Annotated in this window: 14 protein-coding genes and 1 pseudogene; 3 read left to right on the top strand and 12 right to left on the bottom strand. The window is 43.2% G+C overall.

Annotation, left to right across the window (positions count from 1 at the left end; all coding sequences use genetic code 11):
• The first annotated feature begins 10 nt into the window (after positions 1–10).
• Entirely contained in the window at positions 11–859 is an 849-nt protein-coding gene (tsf, locus tag Q0203_RS04605) for a translation elongation factor Ts (protein ID WP_021615774.1), read from the top strand.
• A 172-nt stretch (positions 860–1,031) separates the two neighbouring features.
• Here the strand turns inward: tsf and Q0203_RS04600 are convergent, their stop codons facing one another.
• Positions 1,032–1,364 (bottom strand): YegP family protein, encoded by a 333-nt coding sequence (locus tag Q0203_RS04600; protein ID WP_021615773.1) that lies wholly within the window; start codon positions 1,362–1,364, stop codon positions 1,032–1,034.
• 196 nt (positions 1,365–1,560) lie between these two features.
• Here Q0203_RS04600 and manA point away from each other — a divergent pair, with 196 nt between their 5' ends.
• Together manA and ycaO are read left to right on the top strand one after the other, a co-directional pair.
• Positions 1,561–2,763, top strand: a complete 1,203-nt coding sequence (gene manA, locus Q0203_RS04595) for a mannose-6-phosphate isomerase, class I (protein ID WP_297929899.1) — start codon at positions 1,561–1,563, stop codon at positions 2,761–2,763.
• Positions 2,764–2,837: 74 nt separating this feature from the next.
• Positions 2,838–4,601: a 30S ribosomal protein S12 methylthiotransferase accessory factor YcaO gene (gene ycaO, locus Q0203_RS04590; RefSeq protein ID WP_297929883.1), complete on the top strand. Its 1,764-nt coding sequence runs from the start codon at positions 2,838–2,840 to the stop codon at positions 4,599–4,601.
• 105 nt (positions 4,602–4,706) lie between these two features.
• On the opposite strand, the gene Q0203_RS04585 is transcribed toward ycaO, so the two are convergent.
• The 11 genes and pseudogenes from Q0203_RS04585 to dnaK form a co-directional block, all read right to left on the bottom strand.
• A complete protein-coding gene (locus Q0203_RS04585) occupies positions 4,707–6,092 on the bottom strand; it encodes a Do family serine endopeptidase (protein ID WP_297929882.1) in 1,386 nt (461 codons plus the stop codon).
• A 182-nt stretch (positions 6,093–6,274) separates the two neighbouring features.
• Entirely contained in the window at positions 6,275–7,405 is a 1,131-nt protein-coding gene (gene nrdB / locus Q0203_RS04580) for a class Ia ribonucleoside-diphosphate reductase subunit beta (protein ID WP_005700384.1), read from the bottom strand.
• Positions 7,406–7,539: 134 nt separating this feature from the next.
• A pseudogene (locus Q0203_RS04575) lies at positions 7,540–7,668 on the bottom strand (2Fe-2S iron-sulfur cluster-binding protein); the annotation flags it as partial.
• 68 nt (positions 7,669–7,736) lie between these two features.
• Complete coding sequence (locus tag Q0203_RS04570; protein WP_297929879.1) at positions 7,737–9,122, bottom strand: DASS family sodium-coupled anion symporter; 1,386 nt, start codon at positions 9,120–9,122, stop codon at positions 7,737–7,739.
• Positions 9,123–9,380: 258 nt separating this feature from the next.
• Positions 9,381–10,511 (bottom strand): class Ia ribonucleoside-diphosphate reductase subunit beta, encoded by a 1,131-nt coding sequence (nrdB, locus tag Q0203_RS04565; RefSeq protein ID WP_005700384.1) that lies wholly within the window; start codon positions 10,509–10,511, stop codon positions 9,381–9,383.
• Positions 10,512–10,668: 157 nt separating this feature from the next.
• A complete protein-coding gene (locus Q0203_RS04560) occupies positions 10,669–11,109 on the bottom strand; it encodes a pyruvate kinase (protein WP_297929878.1) in 441 nt (146 codons plus the stop codon).
• A gap of 94 nt (positions 11,110–11,203) precedes the next feature.
• Positions 11,204–13,474 carry a class 1a ribonucleoside-diphosphate reductase subunit alpha gene (gene nrdA, locus Q0203_RS04555; RefSeq protein WP_297929876.1) on the bottom strand — a complete coding sequence of 757 codons (2,271 nt, stop codon included), beginning with the start codon at positions 13,472–13,474 and terminating at the stop codon, positions 11,204–11,206.
• 295 nt (positions 13,475–13,769) lie between these two features.
• Positions 13,770–14,894 carry a molecular chaperone DnaJ gene (gene dnaJ / locus Q0203_RS04550; RefSeq protein ID WP_297929875.1) on the bottom strand — a complete coding sequence of 375 codons (1,125 nt, stop codon included), beginning with the start codon at positions 14,892–14,894 and terminating at the stop codon, positions 13,770–13,772.
• A 270-nt stretch (positions 14,895–15,164) separates the two neighbouring features.
• Positions 15,165–16,433 carry an O-acetylhomoserine aminocarboxypropyltransferase/cysteine synthase gene (locus tag Q0203_RS04545; RefSeq protein ID WP_297929873.1) on the bottom strand — a complete coding sequence of 423 codons (1,269 nt, stop codon included), beginning with the start codon at positions 16,431–16,433 and terminating at the stop codon, positions 15,165–15,167.
• Between the two features lie 75 nt (positions 16,434–16,508).
• Entirely contained in the window at positions 16,509–16,907 is a 399-nt protein-coding gene (locus tag Q0203_RS04540; RefSeq protein ID WP_295974795.1) for a GyrI-like domain-containing protein, read from the bottom strand.
• A gap of 120 nt (positions 16,908–17,027) precedes the next feature.
• The gene (gene dnaK / locus Q0203_RS04535) at positions 17,028–18,929 is read right to left on the bottom strand and encodes a molecular chaperone DnaK (RefSeq protein ID WP_297929871.1); all 1,902 of its coding nucleotides are present in this window, start codon (positions 18,927–18,929) and stop codon (positions 17,028–17,030) included.
• Positions 18,930–18,993: the final 64 nt, after the last annotated feature.

Here is an 18,993-nt window from a genome sequence, read left to right as displayed (position 1 = left end):
GGATTTTAAAATGGCTGAAATCACAGCATCATTAGTAAAAGAACTGCGTGAACGTACCGGCGCAGGCATGATGGAATGTAAAAAAGCATTAGTTGAAGCAAACGGCGACATCGAATTAGCTATCGATAACATGCGTAAATCCGGTCAAGCAAAAGCGGCGAAAAAAGCCGGTCGTGTTGCCGCTGAAGGTGTCATCATCGCGCGCGTACAAAACGGTTTCGGTGTAGTGGTTGAATTAAACTGCGAAACTGACTTCGTCGCAAAAGATGCCGGTTTCTTAGGTTTAGCCAACGAAGTGGCAGACTACGCAGCAGCACACAAAGGCGCAACCATCGAACAACTTCAAGCGCAATTTGAAGAAAAACGTGCTGCATTAGTGGCAAAAATCGGTGAAAATATGACCATCCGTCGTGTTGCTTACATTGAGGGCGATGTTGTAGGCTCTTACTTACACGGCGCGAAAATCGGTGTATTAGTGGCGGGTAAAGGCGCAGACGATGAATTGTTAAAACACATCGCAATGCACGTTGCAGCAAGCCGTCCAGACTATGTTAACCCAAGTGATGTTCCGGCTGATGTGGTTGAACATGAGCGTAACATCCAAGTGGATATCGCAATGCAATCCGGCAAACCACGCGAAATCGCAGAAAAAATGGTTGAAGGTCGCATGAAAAAATTCACGGGCGAAGTTTCTTTAACCGGTCAACCTTTCGTGATGGATCCATCTAAATCCGTTGGTGATTTGTTAAAAGAAAAAGGTGCTGAAATCTCTAACTTCATCCGCTTAGAAGTGGGCGAAGGTATCGAGAAAGTAGAAACCGACTTCGCAGCAGAAGTTGCTGCCATGTCTAAAGCGTAATAGATAATTTAAGTCGAAAATCGCAATAGCTCATCTGCGCCTAAATGTGGGATAAAATACCGACAAATTTAGGCGCAGATTTTTTATGAAAACGCTCTAACTCCTTCCGCTTCTTACAAAGCCTAAAGATCGGCATCGAAAATGCCGATAAGCGGAGAGTAAGAAAAGCAGATTAAATTTCTTTGATCACTTCAGTAGATGCATTATTCATCACCGATTCCATGCCTTTTTGCGCGGCAGCCTGTGAGGAATAATATTGACTACGACCGATTTCTTGGTGATTCGCCGCTTTCAACACAAAATACGGTTGATCACTTTTTGTCATGCGAAACTCAAAGTTTTTCTCATCTACGCCATTTTTTTGGACGGAAGCAATACCGTTTTGTGCAGCGGCTTTTGTTTTGTAAAGCTCACTGGTTAAGATCACTTGTCCGTTAGTAGCGATTAAGTTGAACATAAATTGACCGTCTTTGGCTGTTTTTAATTCATAATGTCCTTGTGCCATGTTTACACCTCTTGTTAAGTTAATGTGTTTCGTTATCTAAAATTTCATAAAATAAACGTGACAATCGCGATTAAAAAGAAATTTTAGATGGGGCTAAATGTATAAAAAAAGCCTGTATATCGCAACAGTTAAGTGGAAGAATATGCTAAAATGTCGCCTTTATTTTAGGCAAAACAACGCTAAACGAGAACACATGATGGCAGGCATTTATCCCCTGAACGGGAGTCTTCAATATTACGCGTGGGGTGGTAACCAGTATCTTCCGGACTTCTTGCATATTATAAAAACGCAAGCGCATTATGCCGAATATTGGCTCGGCGCACACCCTTCTGCGCCATCACAGTTAATCACCACCAATGGCGAACTGTCGTTACTGGATTTTTTACAACAAAATCCCACTGCACTTGGCAGCCAAAGCCGTCAATTATTTGGGGATAATTTGCCTTATTTGCTGAAAATTTTAGATGTCGCCAATCCTCTTTCCATTCAGTTACACCCAACCAAAAAACAGGCAGAGATCGGCTTTGCGCAGGAAAATGCCGCTGGCATTCCGTTAAATGATCCGAAGCGCACCTACAAAGACGATAACCATAAGCCGGAAATGATGATTGCTTTGTCCGATTTTTGGCTTTTACATGGTTTTAAAACCAAAGCCAAAATTCTCGATACACTACTCCAACGCCTGTCACTTGCGGAACTGGCAACAAAACTGGCCTCGCAGAATTTAGCGGATTTTTATGCTGACATTATGTTGGCAACACAAGATCAATTAGCGCAATGGCTGTTGCCGATAATTGATGCGCAACAAAAGGCTTACGAGCAAAACCAGCTTGCCATGCAAAATCCGGATTACTGGGTGCTTTACACATTGCACGCCATGAAGATTTCCCGAGACAAGTTAGATGCCGGCTTAATGAGTTTCTACTTGTTTAATCTGGTTAATTTGCAGGTCGGCGAAGGGATTTTCCAAGCCGCCGGCGTGCCACACGCTTATTTACGCGGACAAAATATTGAACTGATGGCCTGTTCCGACAATGTCATTCGTGGCGGTCTAACGCCAAAACACGTTGATATCGAACAATTACTAAAAATCATTGATTGTAGCGAAATCGTCCCTCAAATCATCGCGCCGGCACCTCAAAATCAGGTTTACACCTACCCGACGCCCATTGCCGATTTTGCTTTGAGCAATATGCCTTATGCTAAAAACACCGAAATTTCCGACCGCACTTTAAACGGCACGATTCTCTTAGTCATGGCAGGCGAAATGACATTGGAAGCCACACAACAAAAACTCACGTTGAAACAAGGACAAGCGGCGTTCATTGAAGCTGGCACAGACTATCGCGTGCATGGCATGCAAGAAGGTTATGCCGTGCTAGCCGGATTACCGATTTAACATCGTTTTTATGAAAGAAATACTTAACAACGATTTTTATGACCTCTGATTACATCACAAAAATAGGAACAACAATGACTCAACAGACGTTTATTCCCGGCAAAGATGCCGCTCTTGAGGAAAGTATTAAAAAATTCCAGCAAAAACTGACCGCACTTGGCTTTAATATTGAAGAAGCCTCATGGTTAAACCCGGTGCCGAACGTGTGGTCGGTACATATTCGTGATAAAGACTGCCCACAGTGTTTCTCTAACGGCAAAGGTGCCAGTAAGAAAGCCGCGTTAGCGTCAGCACTCGGCGAATATTTTGAGCGTCTTTCCACCAACTATTTCTGGACGGATTTCTATTTAGGACAAGACATTGCCAATGGCGATTTTGTGCATTATCCGAACGAAAAATGGTTTCCGATTGAAGACGAGGCGTTGTTGCCACAAGGCATTTTAGACGATCGTTTATTTGACCATTTCGATCCAAATCAGGAGCTGACACCGGAACTTTTGGTGGATTTGCAATCAGGCAACTATGAGCGTGGTATTGTTGCTTTGCCTTATGTGCGCCAATCAGATCAACAAACGGTGTATATTCCACAAAGCATCATTTCTAATCTCTACGTCTCCAACGGGATGTCTGCCGGCAACAGCCAATTTGAAGCGCGCGTGCAGGGATTATCGGAAGTGTTTGAGCGCTATGTGAAAAATAAAATCATCGCAGAAGCCATTAGTCTGCCATTAATTCCGCAAGAGGTGATGGCACGTTATCCGTCCATTCAAGCCTCTATCGACAAACTAGAACAGGAAGGCTTCCCGATTTTGGCATATGATGCTTCTCTTGGTGGCAAATACCCAGTGATTTGCGTCATTTTGCTTAACCCAACTAACGGCACTTGCTTTGCCTCTTTCGGAGCACATCCAAAATTCCAAGTGGCGTTAGAGCGCACCGTGACTGAACTGCTGCAAGGTCGTAGCTTAAAAGATTTGGATGTTTTTTCTCCGCCATCCTTCAACAATGACGATGTTGCCGAACACGCCAATTTGGAAACCCACTTCATTGATTCCAGCGGTTTAATTTCATGGGATTTATTCAAAGACACACCGGATTATGAGTTCGCCGATTGGAATTTCTCCGGCAAAGATACGCATGAAGAATACGACAATCTGATGGCGATTTTCCGTGCAGAAAAGAAAGACGTTTACATCATGGACTACAATCACTTAGGTGTTTATGCCTGTCGCATTATCGTGCCGGGCATGTCCGATATTTATCCGGCAGACGACTTAATTTACGCCAACAGCAACATGGGCATGGACTGGCGCGAAATCTTGTTAGATTTACCGCACTTCCACCACGACCCAGAAACCTACCAAGAATTATTGGATGAACTGGATGAACAAGGTATTGACGATGCTACCCGCGTACGCGAATTTATCGGCATCGTGGCACCGAAAGCCAGCGGCTGGACAACCTTACGCATTGGTGAATTAAAATCCATGCTTTATCTTGCCTTGGGCGACTTGGAAATGGCTCTAGATTGGGCGAATTGGACCTATAACATGAACAGTTCCGTGTTCACGGCAGAACGTGCCAACTATTATCGCTGCTTAATCAATAGCCTTGAATTGTTTATGGATAGCCAACGTGATCCGCAGCAATATCGCATGGTATTCGAAAAAATGTATGGCAAAGACACCGTGGCATTTGCGTGGGGCGCGATTCAAGGTGGCAATCCGTTCTATAACCTGCCTGCTAGCGATGAAACCCTTGCAAACTTTAGCGAACATCAAAAATTATTGGCGGCTTATGCGAAATTGCAGAAGGCAAAACGTGAAAATTGGCAGTAAAGTGCGGTGGGAAAATCCCGTGGATTTTGAACGTTGGCTTTGCTAAGATTTTTTAATGCGATTTTAAAGGGCGAAGAGATTCGCCCTTTATTTATGGAAATGAGATTATTGAACCAGTAAATAGAAGTTACTGTCACCGCGAATAATATTTAAGGCGATGGCCGATGGCTTACTCTCTAAAATTTTGCGTAACTGACCTAAGTTTTCAACTTTCTGACGGTTAATCCCAATGATCACATCACCGGATTTCAATCCGCGTTGTTCCGCAAGGGAATTTGGTTTGATTTTGGTGATAGCAACACCTTTCATACCTTTTTCGTCATAGTTGTTTAATTCCGCACCGTCTAACGCCGGTAATAATCCATTGGCGCGTGTTTGCGTTTGGTCATCTGATTGAAGCGTCACTTTAGCGTTATTTGATTTACCGTCACGCAAATAAGTTAAATCAAGTTCTTTGCCTGCACCAGATGTGGCGATTTTGGCACGCATTTCAGCAAAGCTGGAAATGGCTTGACCATTTATCGCGGTAATCACATCACCGGCTTTGAGACCCGCTTTATCGGCAGCAGAACCCGGCATCACTTCACTAATAAAAGCGCCTTTCTTCGCTTCAATATCAAACGCTTGTGCTAAATCTGCATTTAATTCGCCGCCTTTAATACCGAGCATACCACGGCGCACTTCACCGAATTCAAGAATTTGTTGTACTAAATTATTGGCCATATTGCTTGGAATCGCAAAGGCAATACCGGCATTGCCGCCGCTTGGGGAAAGAATGGCGGTGTTGATGCCGATTAATTCACCGTTTAAGTTAATTAGCGGACCACCGGAGTTACCACGGTTAACCGCTGCGTCTGTTTGAATGTAGTTTTCATAGGTGCCGCTATCGGATCCCATGGAGCGACCCAATGCGGATACAATACCGGATGTCACGGTTTGACCTAAACCGAACGGGTTGCCGATAGCCACGGTGAAATCACCTACGCGTAATTTGTCGGAATCCGCGAGTTTAAGTGCGGTCAGATTTTTAGGTTTTTCCACTTGAATGAGTGCTACATCGGACATTTCATCGGCACCGATGACTTTGGCTTTAAATTCACGACCATCATGGAGTTGAACGGTAATTTTATCCGCATCTTTAATCACGTGATTATTGGTTAACACATAACCTTTCTCGGCGTTAATAATTGCGCCTGAGCCAAGGCCCTTAAAGTTGCGTGGTGCGCGATCACGATCGAACATATCCGGACCAAAAAAGAATTTAAATTCTTCCGGAATGTCGTCATCCATTTGAGCAGCATTGCTTTTTTGTTTGCCTTCCACAGAAATGGACACCACCGAAGGCAACACTTTTTCTAACATGGGCGCTAAACTTGGCATAACTTGACCGGCAGATATTTCTGTTGGGGTTTCTGCCACGCTCATCATCGGGGCAGTTAATACGCTTAATCCGAGTGCAATACTAGTTAAAACAAAATTGCGTTTTTTCATTCAATTTTCTCCAATTAAAAACAAATAACACGAAATCTCATTGAGTTTCGGTAATGCTTATGACAAATAAATGGCTTGAATGTTCTGCAATTTTGGGAGCGAATAAATAAAAAAGTGCGGTGGAATTTATCGGCATTTAAAAACACTCGAAAAATCCACCGCACTTCTAGCGACATCAAAGATTACAGATCGAAATCGTCGAAATCTTTGGTGTCCACTTTGGAGTCAATTTGACCCACAAGATAAGAACTCACTTCCACTTCTTGCGGTGCCACTTGTACGTTGTCGGAAACCAACCAGGCGTTGATCCAAGGAATCGGGTTGGAACGTGCTTGGAATGGCAATGGCAAGCCTACCGCCTGCATACGGATATTGGTGATGTATTCCACGTATTGCACCAAAATGTCTCTGTTCAAACCGATCATGGAACCGTCTTTAAACAAATAATCCGCCCAGTCTTTTTCCTGTTCTGCTGCCGCCAAGAATAAATCATAGGCTTCTTGTTTACATTCTTCGGCAATTTCTGCCATTTCCGGATCGTCTTGACCTGCCGCCATGATATTTAAAATGTGCTGCGTACCGGTTAAGTGCAACGCTTCATCACGAGCGATGAATTTAATGATTTTCGCATTGCCTTCCATTAATTGACGTTCTGCAAAGGCAAAGGAGCACGCGAAAGACACATAGAAACGAATAGCCTCTAAAGCGTTTACGCTCATCAAGCAAAGGTAAAGTTGTTTTTTCAAATTACGCAAGGTGACGACACATTCTTTGCCATCCACGGTGTAAGTGCCTTCGCCGTACAGGCTGTAAAGTTGGCTGTCGCGGATTAAATCGTCGTAGTAAGAAGAAATATCGCGCGCGCGTTTGATGATTTCTTCGTTGGTCACGATGTCGTCAAACACGATAGACGGATCGTTCACGATATTACGAATAATGTGCGTGTAAGAACGAGAGTGAATGGTTTCAGAGAACGTCCACGTTTCGATCCAGGTTTCTAATTCCGGAATGGACACCAACGGCAACAACGCCACGTTTGGGCTACGGCCTTGAATGGAATCCAACAAGGTTTGATATTTTAAGTTGCTGATGAAAATATGTTTTTCATGTTCAGGCAACGCCGCGTAGTCGATACGGTCTTGTGAAACATCCACTTCTTCCGGACGCCAGAAGAAGGAAAGTTGTTTTTCAATGAGCTTTTCAAAGGTCTCATATTTTTGTTGATCGTAACGAGCAACGTTAACGTTTTGACCAAAGAACATCGGTTCTTTTAACTGGTCGTTTTTGTTTTGTGAGAAAGTGGTGTATGCCATTTTTATTTCTCCTTTAATCTTAAGAGTAAGGTGCGGTCAGTTTTTAAAATGTTTTTTTATGCTGGCGCAAGCGTCTTCGCTTGTGCCTTTAGTTTATTTACTTAGCACAAGCGTGGACGCTTGCGCTATCGGGGGCAGGAACCGCAATAACCGCTACGACATTGGTATTCATGGTAAATGCCATGTTGTTCCAAGCGATTGAGGAGCGGGATTTGATTATCGTGTTCGATGGTTTGACAGCTGTGTAATAAATGGATTTTCATGATTGTTAAAAGAAAAAAGAGCAGTTAGAAAACTGCTCTAAATAGCATTGTGCGTATTGTAATCGAAATTAGATCCACACGAAATATGCCATGCCGCCAATTATTCCGATACAGAAAAGGTTGAGAATAAAGCCGACCTTTGCCATATCCACTTGTTTGACATGGCCTGTCGCGAATACGATAGCATTCGGCGGTGTAGCAATTGGCAACATAAAGGCACAGCTTGCACCACAGGCGATGATGGCAGCGAGGGCGATTGGTGGCAAGTTTAAGGTTTGCGCTACTGAAATTACTATAGGCATAATCAATGCTGCACTGGCGGTATTAGAGGTGAATTCTGTGAGGAATATGATGAATGCGCTGATGACGAAGCACAGCACCCACAGCGGTTTTTCATTGGTAAATTGCACAATGGTGTCTGCCATGATTTTACTGGCGCCGGAGTCTTTCATGACAATACTCAAAGTTAATCCGCCACCAAAGAGCATTAACACGCCCCATTCCACACGTTGCTGAATTTCTTTCCATTTTGCCACACCGGTCACGCCGATAATCACCACTACAGTTAAGGCGATGACACTATCAAAGCTATCAATTTTTTTCTCTAAGCCCAGTAAACCGGAGAACCAAGGGTTGAGAACAGAACTAAACAGGAGCAGTAATGCCATCACACTGAAGATGATTAGCGTGATGATGTTCTTTTTGGTGAAAGAGACTTTTTCAAGAGAAGGGGCAAATTCGACATGAAAATTGGGACGTAAAATGACCCAAAGAGCAAATAACATGGAAGGTAACAACAATAGCATTACCGGGAAGCCATAACCTAACCATTCAGTAAAAGTCACTTGAATTTGAGAGGCCAAGATGGCATTAGGAGCGCTACCGACTAAGGTGCCAATGCCGCCAATACTGGCACAGAACGCCATACCTAATAAGGTAAACGCATACAGGCGATAATTTTTTTCTGCATTCAACCCTTTTAACATTCCTATGGTGAGTGGCAACATCATTGCCGCGACAGCCGTGTTGTTGATCCACATAGATAAAAAGGTGGTCACCCCAAATAAATACGCCACGGAAAGTTTTAAATTGCCTTTGGCGAGTCGCACGATGTAGTTCGCAATGATTTTATCCAGTTGCTGAATTTGTAATACCGCCGCAATCACAAAGCCGCCGAAGAACATATAAATAATCGGGGTGGCAAAAGGTGCAAGGGCTTTCTGTGTGTTAATCAGTCCTAAACCAATGGCAAGAATTGGCACCATAAGCGAGGTCACCGTAATATTAAAGGCTTCTGTCAACCACAAAATACCGATGAACGTCAGCAATGCCAAGCCGCGGTTTTCCTTTGGTGAGAAGGGCAATGTGTTGATTAGCACCAACATCAAGATAAAATCCAAAACAAGAATAATCAGGCTTTTATATTTAGCGAAGAAAGGGATTTGTGTTTGCATAATAAATGTCCTCCATGGCTGCTATTTATTAGCATTGTTTTAATAAATTAGAAACATTTTTTTAACAAATTTGTGACGGCTATCAAATATATTTTTTGAAGAAGAAAGAGATAAAAGTGCGGTGATTTTTATGAAAGGATTACATGCTTGTTTTAGTGAGTAGAGGAGGCAATCCTTGAGAAATAAAAAAGTGCGGTAGAATTTATCGGCATTTAAAAACACCCGAAAAATCCACCGCACTTCTAGCGACATCAAAGATTACAGATCGAAATCGTCGAAATCTTTGGTGTCCACTTTGGAGTCAATTTGACCCACAAGATAAGAACTCACTTCCACTTCTTGCGGTGCCACTTGTACGTTGTCGGAAACCAACCAGGCGTTGATCCAAGGAATCGGGTTGGAACGTGCTTGGAATGGCAATGGCAAGCCTACCGCCTGCATACGGATATTGGTGATGTATTCCACGTATTGCACCAAAATGTCTCTGTTCAAACCGATCATGGAACCGTCTTTAAACAAATAATCCGCCCAGTCTTTTTCCTGTTCTGCTGCCGCCAAGAATAAATCATAGGCTTCTTGTTTACATTCTTCGGCAATTTCTGCCATTTCCGGATCGTCTTGACCTGCCGCCATGATATTTAAAATGTGCTGCGTACCGGTTAAGTGCAACGCTTCATCACGAGCGATGAATTTAATGATTTTCGCATTGCCTTCCATTAATTGACGTTCTGCAAAGGCAAAGGAGCACGCGAAAGACACATAGAAACGAATAGCCTCTAAAGCGTTTACGCTCATCAAGCAAAGGTAAAGTTGTTTTTTCAAATTACGCAAGGTGACGACACATTCTTTGCCATCCACGGTGTAAGTGCCTTCGCCGTACAGGCTGTAAAGTTGGCTGTCGCGGATTAAATCGTCGTAGTAAGAAGAAATATCGCGCGCGCGTTTGATGATTTCTTCGTTGGTCACGATGTCGTCAAACACGATAGACGGATCGTTCACGATATTACGAATAATGTGCGTGTAAGAACGAGAGTGAATGGTTTCAGAGAACGTCCACGTTTCGATCCAGGTTTCTAATTCCGGAATGGACACCAACGGCAACAACGCCACGTTTGGGCTACGGCCTTGAATGGAATCCAACAAGGTTTGATATTTTAAGTTGCTGATGAAAATATGTTTTTCATGTTCAGGCAACGCCGCGTAGTCGATACGGTCTTGTGAAACATCCACTTCTTCCGGACGCCAGAAGAAGGAAAGTTGTTTTTCAATGAGCTTTTCAAAGGTCTCATATTTTTGTTGATCGTAACGAGCAACGTTAACGTTTTGACCAAAGAACATCGGTTCTTTTAACTGGTCGTTTTTGTTTTGTGAGAAAGTGGTGTATGCCATTTTTATTTCTCCTTTAATCTTAAGAGTAAGGTGCGGTCAGTTTTTAAAATGTTTTTTTATGCTGGCGCAAGCGTCTTCGCTTGTGCCTTTAGTTTATTTACTTAGCACAAGCGTGGACGCTTGCGCTATCAGATGAGCTTACTACGCTTACGCTATTTTAAACGGTTAAATCTAATTTTCTTTTCGTGAATGATTCTTCGACTTGCTTATGCCACTCTTTAATAATTTTAGTTGTTTCAACGTTTGGATCTGTGCAACGACTTAATGTGCCACGAGGTTGTGGAATAGTACGTTCTGTTAAAGCCCAGTCTAAAACTCTAATTGGTCTTCTATGAATAATCCATTTGGTATCTGAGTCTGAATCATCATTTACATCATAATTTCCACCAATAACCTGGACTAATGCAATAAGATGAGCACCTTGTTTAATCGCGACAATATCATTAACTTTCATATCATCAATAAATTGAGAAATCTGGTTTGATTTTTCTTCCCAATGTCCTAAGCCAATAATTTTTTTATGTTCAAGAATATATTCGACACCTGAAAAGTCCATTTCATCTGGGTGCATTTGCATATGCCAATATTGAATTGCCATAATAATCTCCTTTAATAAATGTTCTTAAAACAAAAACTACAAAATGCGGCTAATTTTTAAACACTCAAAAAAATCTGACCGCACTTTTATTAAACTAAATCTTACACGCCCCACCGGCACAGCCATCATCCAAATCTTCCTGGCTGTCTTCGGCGCCGTCACGGGTGTTTTGGTAGTAGAGGGTTTTTAAGCCGTATTTGTAAGCGGTTAACAGATCTTTTAACAACACTTTCATCGGTACTTTGCCGTCTTCAAAACGTTTCGGATCGTAGTTGGTGTTGGCGGAGATGGCTTGGTCTACGAATTTTTGCATGATTCCGACCAAGTGCAAGTAGCCGTCGTTGCCCGGGATATCCCAAAGCAATTCGTAGTTTTCACCGAGGTTTTCATAATCCGGCACCACTTGTTTCAAAATACCATCTTTTGAGGCTTTTACGCTCACATGACCGCGTGGCGGTTCGATACCGTTGGTGGCGTTGGAAATCTGAGAAGAGGTTTCCGACGGCATGAGGGCGGTGAGGGTAGAGTTGCGCAAGCCGAATTCTTGAATGTCACGGCGCAGGCTTTCCCAGTCGTAATGCAACGGCTCAGAAGTTAAGCTGTCGATGTCTTTTTTGTACGTATCGATCGGTAAAATACCTTGTGCGTAAGTGGTTTCATGGAAATATTCGCACGCGCCTTGTTCTTTCGCCAAGTTCATGGAGGCTTTCAATAAGTAATATTGAATGGCTTCGAAAGTGCGGTGGGTTAAATCGTTGGCGCTGCCGTCAGAATAACGCACGCCGTGTTTCGCCAAGTAGTAGGCATAGTTGATGACGCCGATACCTAAAGAACGACGGGCAAGGGAACTGCGTTTTGCCGCAATTACCGGATAATCTTGGTAATCCAATAAGGCATCTAACGCACGCACGGCAAGATCCGCTAAATTGTCGAGCTCGTCTAAGTTGTCCAATTTGCCCAAATTAAAGGCGGAAAGGGTACAAAGGGCGATTTCACCTTCTTCATCATTAATGTTATTTAGTGGTTTGGTGGGTAAGGCGATTTCCAAGCACAGGTTGGATTGACGCACCGGTGCCACTTTCGGATCGAACGGCGAGTGGGTATTGCAGTGATCCACGTTGTGAATGTAAATACGACCGGTGGATGCCCTTTCTTGCATTAATAAAGAGAACAATTCCACGGCTTTTACGGCGCGTTTACGAATGGACGGATCCTGTTCGTATTGTACGTAAAGTTCTTCAAACTTGTCTTGATCCGCAAAGAACGCTTCGTAAAGTCCCGGCACATCGGACGGGCTAAATAGGGTGATGTCGCCGCCTTTGATTAAGCGTTGGTACATTAATTTGTTGAGCTGTACACCGTAGTCCATGTGACGCACGCGGTTGTCTTCCACACCGCGGTTGTTTTTCAACACCAACAGGCTTTCTACTTCTAAGTGCCAAATCGGGTAGTACACGGTTGCCGCACCACCACGCACGCCGCCTTGAGAACAAGATTTCACGGCAGTTTGGAAATATTTATAGAACGGAATACAACCGGTATGGAACGCTTCGCCGCCACGAATTGGGCTACCTAGTGCACGAATCGCACCGGCATTCACACCGATACCGGCACGTTGAGAAACATATTTCACGATGGCAGAGGCGGTGGCGTTAATGGAATCCAAGCTGTCGCCACACTCGATCAACACGCAAGAGCTGAATTGACGGGTTGGCGTACGTACACCTGCCATGATTGGGGTTGGCAAGGAAATTTTGAAAGTGGAGGTCGCATCGTAGAAACGGCGGATATAATCCAAACGGGTTTCTTGCGGGTATTTGGAGAACAGACTTGCCGCCACTAATAAATAGAGGAATTGGGCGGATTCGTAGATCTCACCGGTCACGCGGTTTTGGACTAAATATTTGCCTTCTAATTGTTTCACTGCCGCATAAGAGAAGGTCATATCGCGCCAATGGTCGATAAAACCGTCCATTTCATCCCATTCTTCACGGGTGTAATCATCCAATAAGGCATGATCGTATTTGCCCATGCGCACCAATTTTTTCACATGATCGTATAAACGCGGCGGATCGAAATGGCCGTAGGCTTTTTTGCGTAAATGGAACACTGCAAGGCGCGCAGCAAGGTATTGATAATCCGGAGAATCTTTGCTGATTAAGTCTGCAGCTGCTTTGATAATGGTTTCGTGAATATCAGAGGTACGAATACCTTCATAAAACTGAATGTGAGAACGCAATTCCACTTGCGACACGGACACATTGTCTAGTCCTTCTGCCGCCCAGGTAATTACGCGGTGGATTTTATCGAGGTTAATCGGCTCCAGTGTGCCGTCACGTTTGGTGACCATTAATGCTTTATTCATGAAAGACGCTACTCCTTAGATATAGATCTAAAACACAATATATAGTTATAAGTCAAAAAATTTGGCACAAGATAATGTGTTGAGATAAAGAATTCAAGCGATATATTTTTTTATTGCTTAGTTGACATTAAATAACTGATTATTAATTAAAGGAAATTTCGTATGCGCAGAAAATTTACTTGATTAAAATGTATAAATTGGCGCAAAAATGACATCCGAGGGGAAAAAGATTAAAAAAGTGCGGTGAAAAAATACCTTAAATTTTCACCGCACTTTGCAAGGAAGGTTGTTGGCGTTACTTCGTTAAATCATCAAAGAAGCGTTTTACACCATCGAGGAAGCTAGAGGATTTCGGGCGCTGTTTTGTTTGCCCTTCCAAGCTTTCTTCAAGTTTGCGTAGCAATGCTTTTTGTTCTTCGTTGAGTTTTACCGGTGTTTCTACCACAATTCGACAGATTAAATCGCCGGCATAACCGCTACGGGAGGAGGTAACACCTTTGCCACGCATACGGAATAATTTACCTGTTTGGGTCTCTTCCGGGATTTTTAACTTAACCCGTCCATCCAATGTTGGCACTTCAATTTCGCCACCAAGAGCCGCCATAGTGAAGCTAATCGGCACTTCACAATAAAGGTTGTTGCCATCACGCTCAAAAATGTGATGCTCTTTCACATGGATTACAACATATAAATCGCCTGCCGGTGCGCCGTTTTCACCGGCTGCGCCTTCGCCTGATAAGCGTAATTGATTTCCAGTGTCCACGCCTGCCGGAATTTTCACCGAAAGATTTTTCGGTTTATTCACTCTGCCGTCACCGTGACAAACTTTACACGGTTTCTCAATTTTCTTACCGCTGCCATGACAGGTTGGACAAACGGTTTCGGTCATAAAGAACCCTTGTTGACGACGCAGACGACCGGAACCGTGACATTGTGGACAGGTTTCCACTTTTGAACCGGCCTCAGCCCCTGAGCCATGACAGGTTTCACAAGGCGCAAGGGTATAAATTTTAATGTCTTTGGTCGTGCCTTTGACGGCTTCTTCAAGGGTGATCTCAAGGTCATAACGTAAGTCATCACCACGCACAACACGTTGGCGGCCACGTCCGCCGCCACCGAAAATATCGCCGAACATATCGCCAAAAATATCGCCGAAATCCGCACCACTAAAGCCTCCGCCGGCACCGAAACCTTGTTCAAAGGCGGCATGGCCGTATTGATCGTAGTTAGCGCGTTTTTGCTTATCGCTTAATACTTCATAAGCTTCTTGGATTTCTTTAAATTTTTCTTCTTTCGCTTTATCCCCTTTGGTTCTGTCCGGGTGATATTGCATCGCGAGCTTTTTATAGGCGCGCTTAATTTCTTTTTCATCAGCGGATTTAGAAACGCCGAGGAGTTCGTAGTAGTCTTGTTTTGCCATAATGTTTCAATTTTCCGTTTAAAATATCAAATGCTACTTCTATGATTATGTATTGTATTATATGAACGATAGTTCTAAACACCAAAATGATGTCAAAGGCAGAAATATCAAGAGCCAACACATGAATTTATTAGGGCATGGCTCGGCTTATTTTCGTTTGTTGACAGTCAAACGAAAGTCAACAAACCAAAATGAGCCGTCTATATTTCTGTTACGATATGATTTTATCGTTGTTCAAAGAGGCAGGCCGATTGCCTGCCTTGAATACCATTATTTTGCCGCATTGAAGGCTTGTTCTAAATCCGCCAAAATATCTTGAACACTTTCAATACCACAAGAAAGGCGAATTAATCCTGCGGAAATCCCTGCTTTTTCTAATTCGACTTCACTTAATTGGCGATGCGTTGAGGTCGCAGGATGTAACGCACAAGTACGAATATCCGCTACATGCACTTCACGCGATGTCATTTGTAAAGCATTTAACCATTTTGCCGCGGCTTCTTTACCGCCTTTTATTTCAAAAGAAATGACGCCACATAAACCATTTGGTAAGTATTTTTGTTTAAGCGCGTAATCCGTGGAACTGATTAATCCCGGATAGCTTACTTTTACCACTTGTGGATGTTTTTCTAAAAACTCAGCGACCGTTTGAGCATTTTCATAATGACGTTGCATACGCAATGCAAGGGTTTCCATACCTACATTGAGCAGGAAACTGTTTTGCGGTGCCGGTGTTGCGCCTAAATCACGCATTAATTGCACGCGCGCTTTGACAATATAAGCGGCAGGACCAAAGGTTTCCGTATAAACTAACCCGTGATACGTTTGGTCTGGTGTGCTTAATTGCAGATATTTGCCGTTATTCCAATTAAAGTTGCCACCATCCGTAATAGAACCGCCAAGTGCAATGGCATGACCGTCTAAATATTTAGAGGTGCTATGAATGACCACGTTTGCACCAAATTCGATTGGGCGACAAAAATAAGGCGTGGCAAAGGTGTTGTCGATGAGTAACGGTGCCTGCGCGGCTTGGGCTAAGGCAGCGAATTTTTCAATATCCAACACACGTAACGCCGGGTTTGCAATGGTTTCGGCAAAAACAGCTTTGGTATTTGGACGAATGGCTTTTTTGAGTTCTTCGAGCGGTAAATCTTGATCCACGAAGCTCACTTCAATTCCCATTTTTTTGAACGTATGTGCAAATAAATTGTAGGTGCCACCATAGACACAAGAGGAAGAAATAAAGTGATCGCCGGCTTCTAAAATATTCAACATGGCATAAAATACCGCAGATTGTCCTGAGGCGGTACACATTGTCGCCACACCGCCTTCAAGTGCGGTAATTTTTTCTTCTGCGGCATTCGTGGTTGGATTTGCTAGGCGGGTATAGAAATAGCCAGCCGCTTGCAAATCAAATAATTTACCGATTTCTTCTGCAGAGTCGTAAGTGTAAGTCGTGCTTTGTACGATGGGTTGAACACGCGGTTCACCATTTTTAGGTGTGTATCCGGCATGGAGACATTTTGTTGCAAATTCCATTATTTTTCCTTGGGTTGTGTTTGTTTTGAGGGGAAAAGTGCGGTCATTTTTTATAAAATTTTACGCACTTTGAGCTTAGCAATGTGGTACAACAGCGATATAAATTTCTACTAAACCATCAGGGTGGTATTTTTCAAAATCCACAGAATAAGCCCGCTTAAGTAAGCCTTGTTGTTCTTTTTTCCAGATCAGCTGCCATGTTTGATAAATTTCATCTACTTTGCAACGAAAAACTTCGTAGAAACTCAAATCTTCAATTTCAATCGCGGGGATATCTGTCTCTAATACGGCTTCACTTGCAATCGCAAAATCATAGTCTGCTTGGTAATTCGTCACATAATTAAAATAAATGCCATAACAATAGTGGCCTTGTGGTAGTTTATCGAAATTGTTTTGCCAAAGGGTTGGGATCATCTCATTTGCTATGTTGTTATTTAAGCGTTGTTGTACGATTGGGTAGAGTTTTAACGCCATTTATCCTCCTGATTTATTTTTCCTGACTTCACTTTTTTAAATAAAGTCAGGAAAAATTGTGGTTGATGAATACACTAAAAGGGCGTATTACTACGCCCTTCTATTTTAGTGAGAGTGAAATTACTTATTATCCTTCACTTCTTCAAACTCAGCATCAACAACATCATCGTTTGGTTTGCCGTTGCTTTGCGCTTGTTGTGCATCACCTTGCGGTTGTGCTGTTTGTGCAAGTTTTTGTGCAACTTCTGCAAGAGCTTGAAGTTTAGCTTCAATCACTGCTTTGTCTTCACCTTTTGCGGCAGCTTCTAAGTCGCTTAATGCGCTTTCGATAGCAGCACGATCTGCGGCTGGAACTTTATCACCTGCTTCTTCTAATTGTTTACGTGTGCTGTGTACAAGGTGATCTGCTTGGTTGCGCACTTGTACTAATTCTTCAAATTTACGGTCAGCTTCAGCGTTCGCTTCGGCATCGCGTACCATTTGTTGAATTTCTTCATCACTTAAACCGGAAGACGCTTTAATGGTGATTTGTTGTTCTTTACCGGTGCCTTTGTCTTTCGCAGAAACATGGATGATGCCGTCTGCGTCGATGTCGAAGGTCACTTCAATTTGTGGCATACCGCGTGGCGCTGGGTTGATGCCTTCAAGGTTGAATTGACCTAAAGATTTGTTGGCAGAAGCCTGTTTACGTTCACCTTGTAACACGTGAATGGTTACCGCACTTTGGTTATCTTCCGCAGTTGAGAACACTTGCGATTTTTTGGTTGGAATCGTCGTGTTTTTCTCAATTAAGGTGGTCATCACACCGCCCATGGTTTCGATACCCAATGATAATGGGGTAACGTCTAACAACAATACGTCTTTTACATCACCGGCTAACACACCGCCTTGTACTGCTGCACCCACTGCAACGGCTTCGTCTGGGTTAACGTCTTTACGTGGTGTTTTGCCGAAGAATTCTTCCACTTTTTGTTGAACAAGTGGCATACGGGTTTGACCACCCACTAAAATCACATCATCAACTTGAGAGGCGCTTAATCCTGCATCAGATAAGGCAACTTTCACCGGCTCAAGGGATTTCGCCACTAAATCTTCTACTAAAGATTCTAATTTCGCACGGGTCAACTTAATGTTTAAGTGTTTAGGACCGGTTGCATCCGCTGTGATGTAAGGTAAGTTCACATCCGTTTGTTGTGCGGAAGAAAGCTCAATTTTCGCCTTTTCACCGGCTTCTTTTAAACGTTGCATTGCAAGTGGGTCATTACGCAAGTCAATTCCTTGTTCTTTTTGGAATTCATCTACCAAGTAGTTGATCACGCGGTTATCGAAGTCTTCACCACCTAAGTGAGTATCGCCGTTGGTTGCTAACACTTCGAATGTTTTCTCGCCACCCACTTCATCAATTTCGATGATAGATAAGTCGAATGTACCACCACCTAAGTCGTAAACAGCGATTGTTTTGTTACCTTGACCTTTATCCAAGCCGTAAGCTAGTGCGGCTGCAGTTGGTTCATTGATGATACGTTTAACTTCTAAACCAGCGATACGACCAGCATCTTTGGTTGCTTGACGTTGCGCATCGTTAAAGTATGCCGGCACGGTAATAACCGCTTCAGTAACCGGTTCGCCCAAGAAATCTTCGGCGGTTTTTTTCATTTTTTTCAACACTTCGGCAGAAATTTGCGGAGGTGCTAATTTCTCGCCTTTCACTTCAACCCATGCATCGCCATTATCGGCTTTTGTAATAGTAAATGGCATAATGTCGATATCACGTTTTACTTCAGCATCTTCAAAACGACGACCGATTAAACGTTTGATGGCGAATAAGGTATTTTTCGGGTTGGTTACCGCTTGGCGTTTTGCCGGTTGACCGACTAAAATTTCGTTATCATTTGTATAAGCAATAATTGACGGGGTGGTGCGATCGCCTTCTGCGTTTTCAATCACGCGTGGTTTATCGCCATCCATCACAGCAACACAAGAGTTTGTTGTACCTAAGTCAATACCAATAATTTTTCCCATTTGTTTTCTCCTCGTAAAATTTTAAATTCGGTGTAATGGTTTACGGATTGTAAGATGTGGATTG

The organism is uncultured Aggregatibacter sp. (assembly GCF_938046485.1).
Classification (GTDB): domain Bacteria; phylum Pseudomonadota; class Gammaproteobacteria; order Enterobacterales; family Pasteurellaceae; genus Aggregatibacter.
Note: the sequence above shows the minus strand (reverse complement) of the source record. Positions and strands in the feature narration are given on the sequence as shown.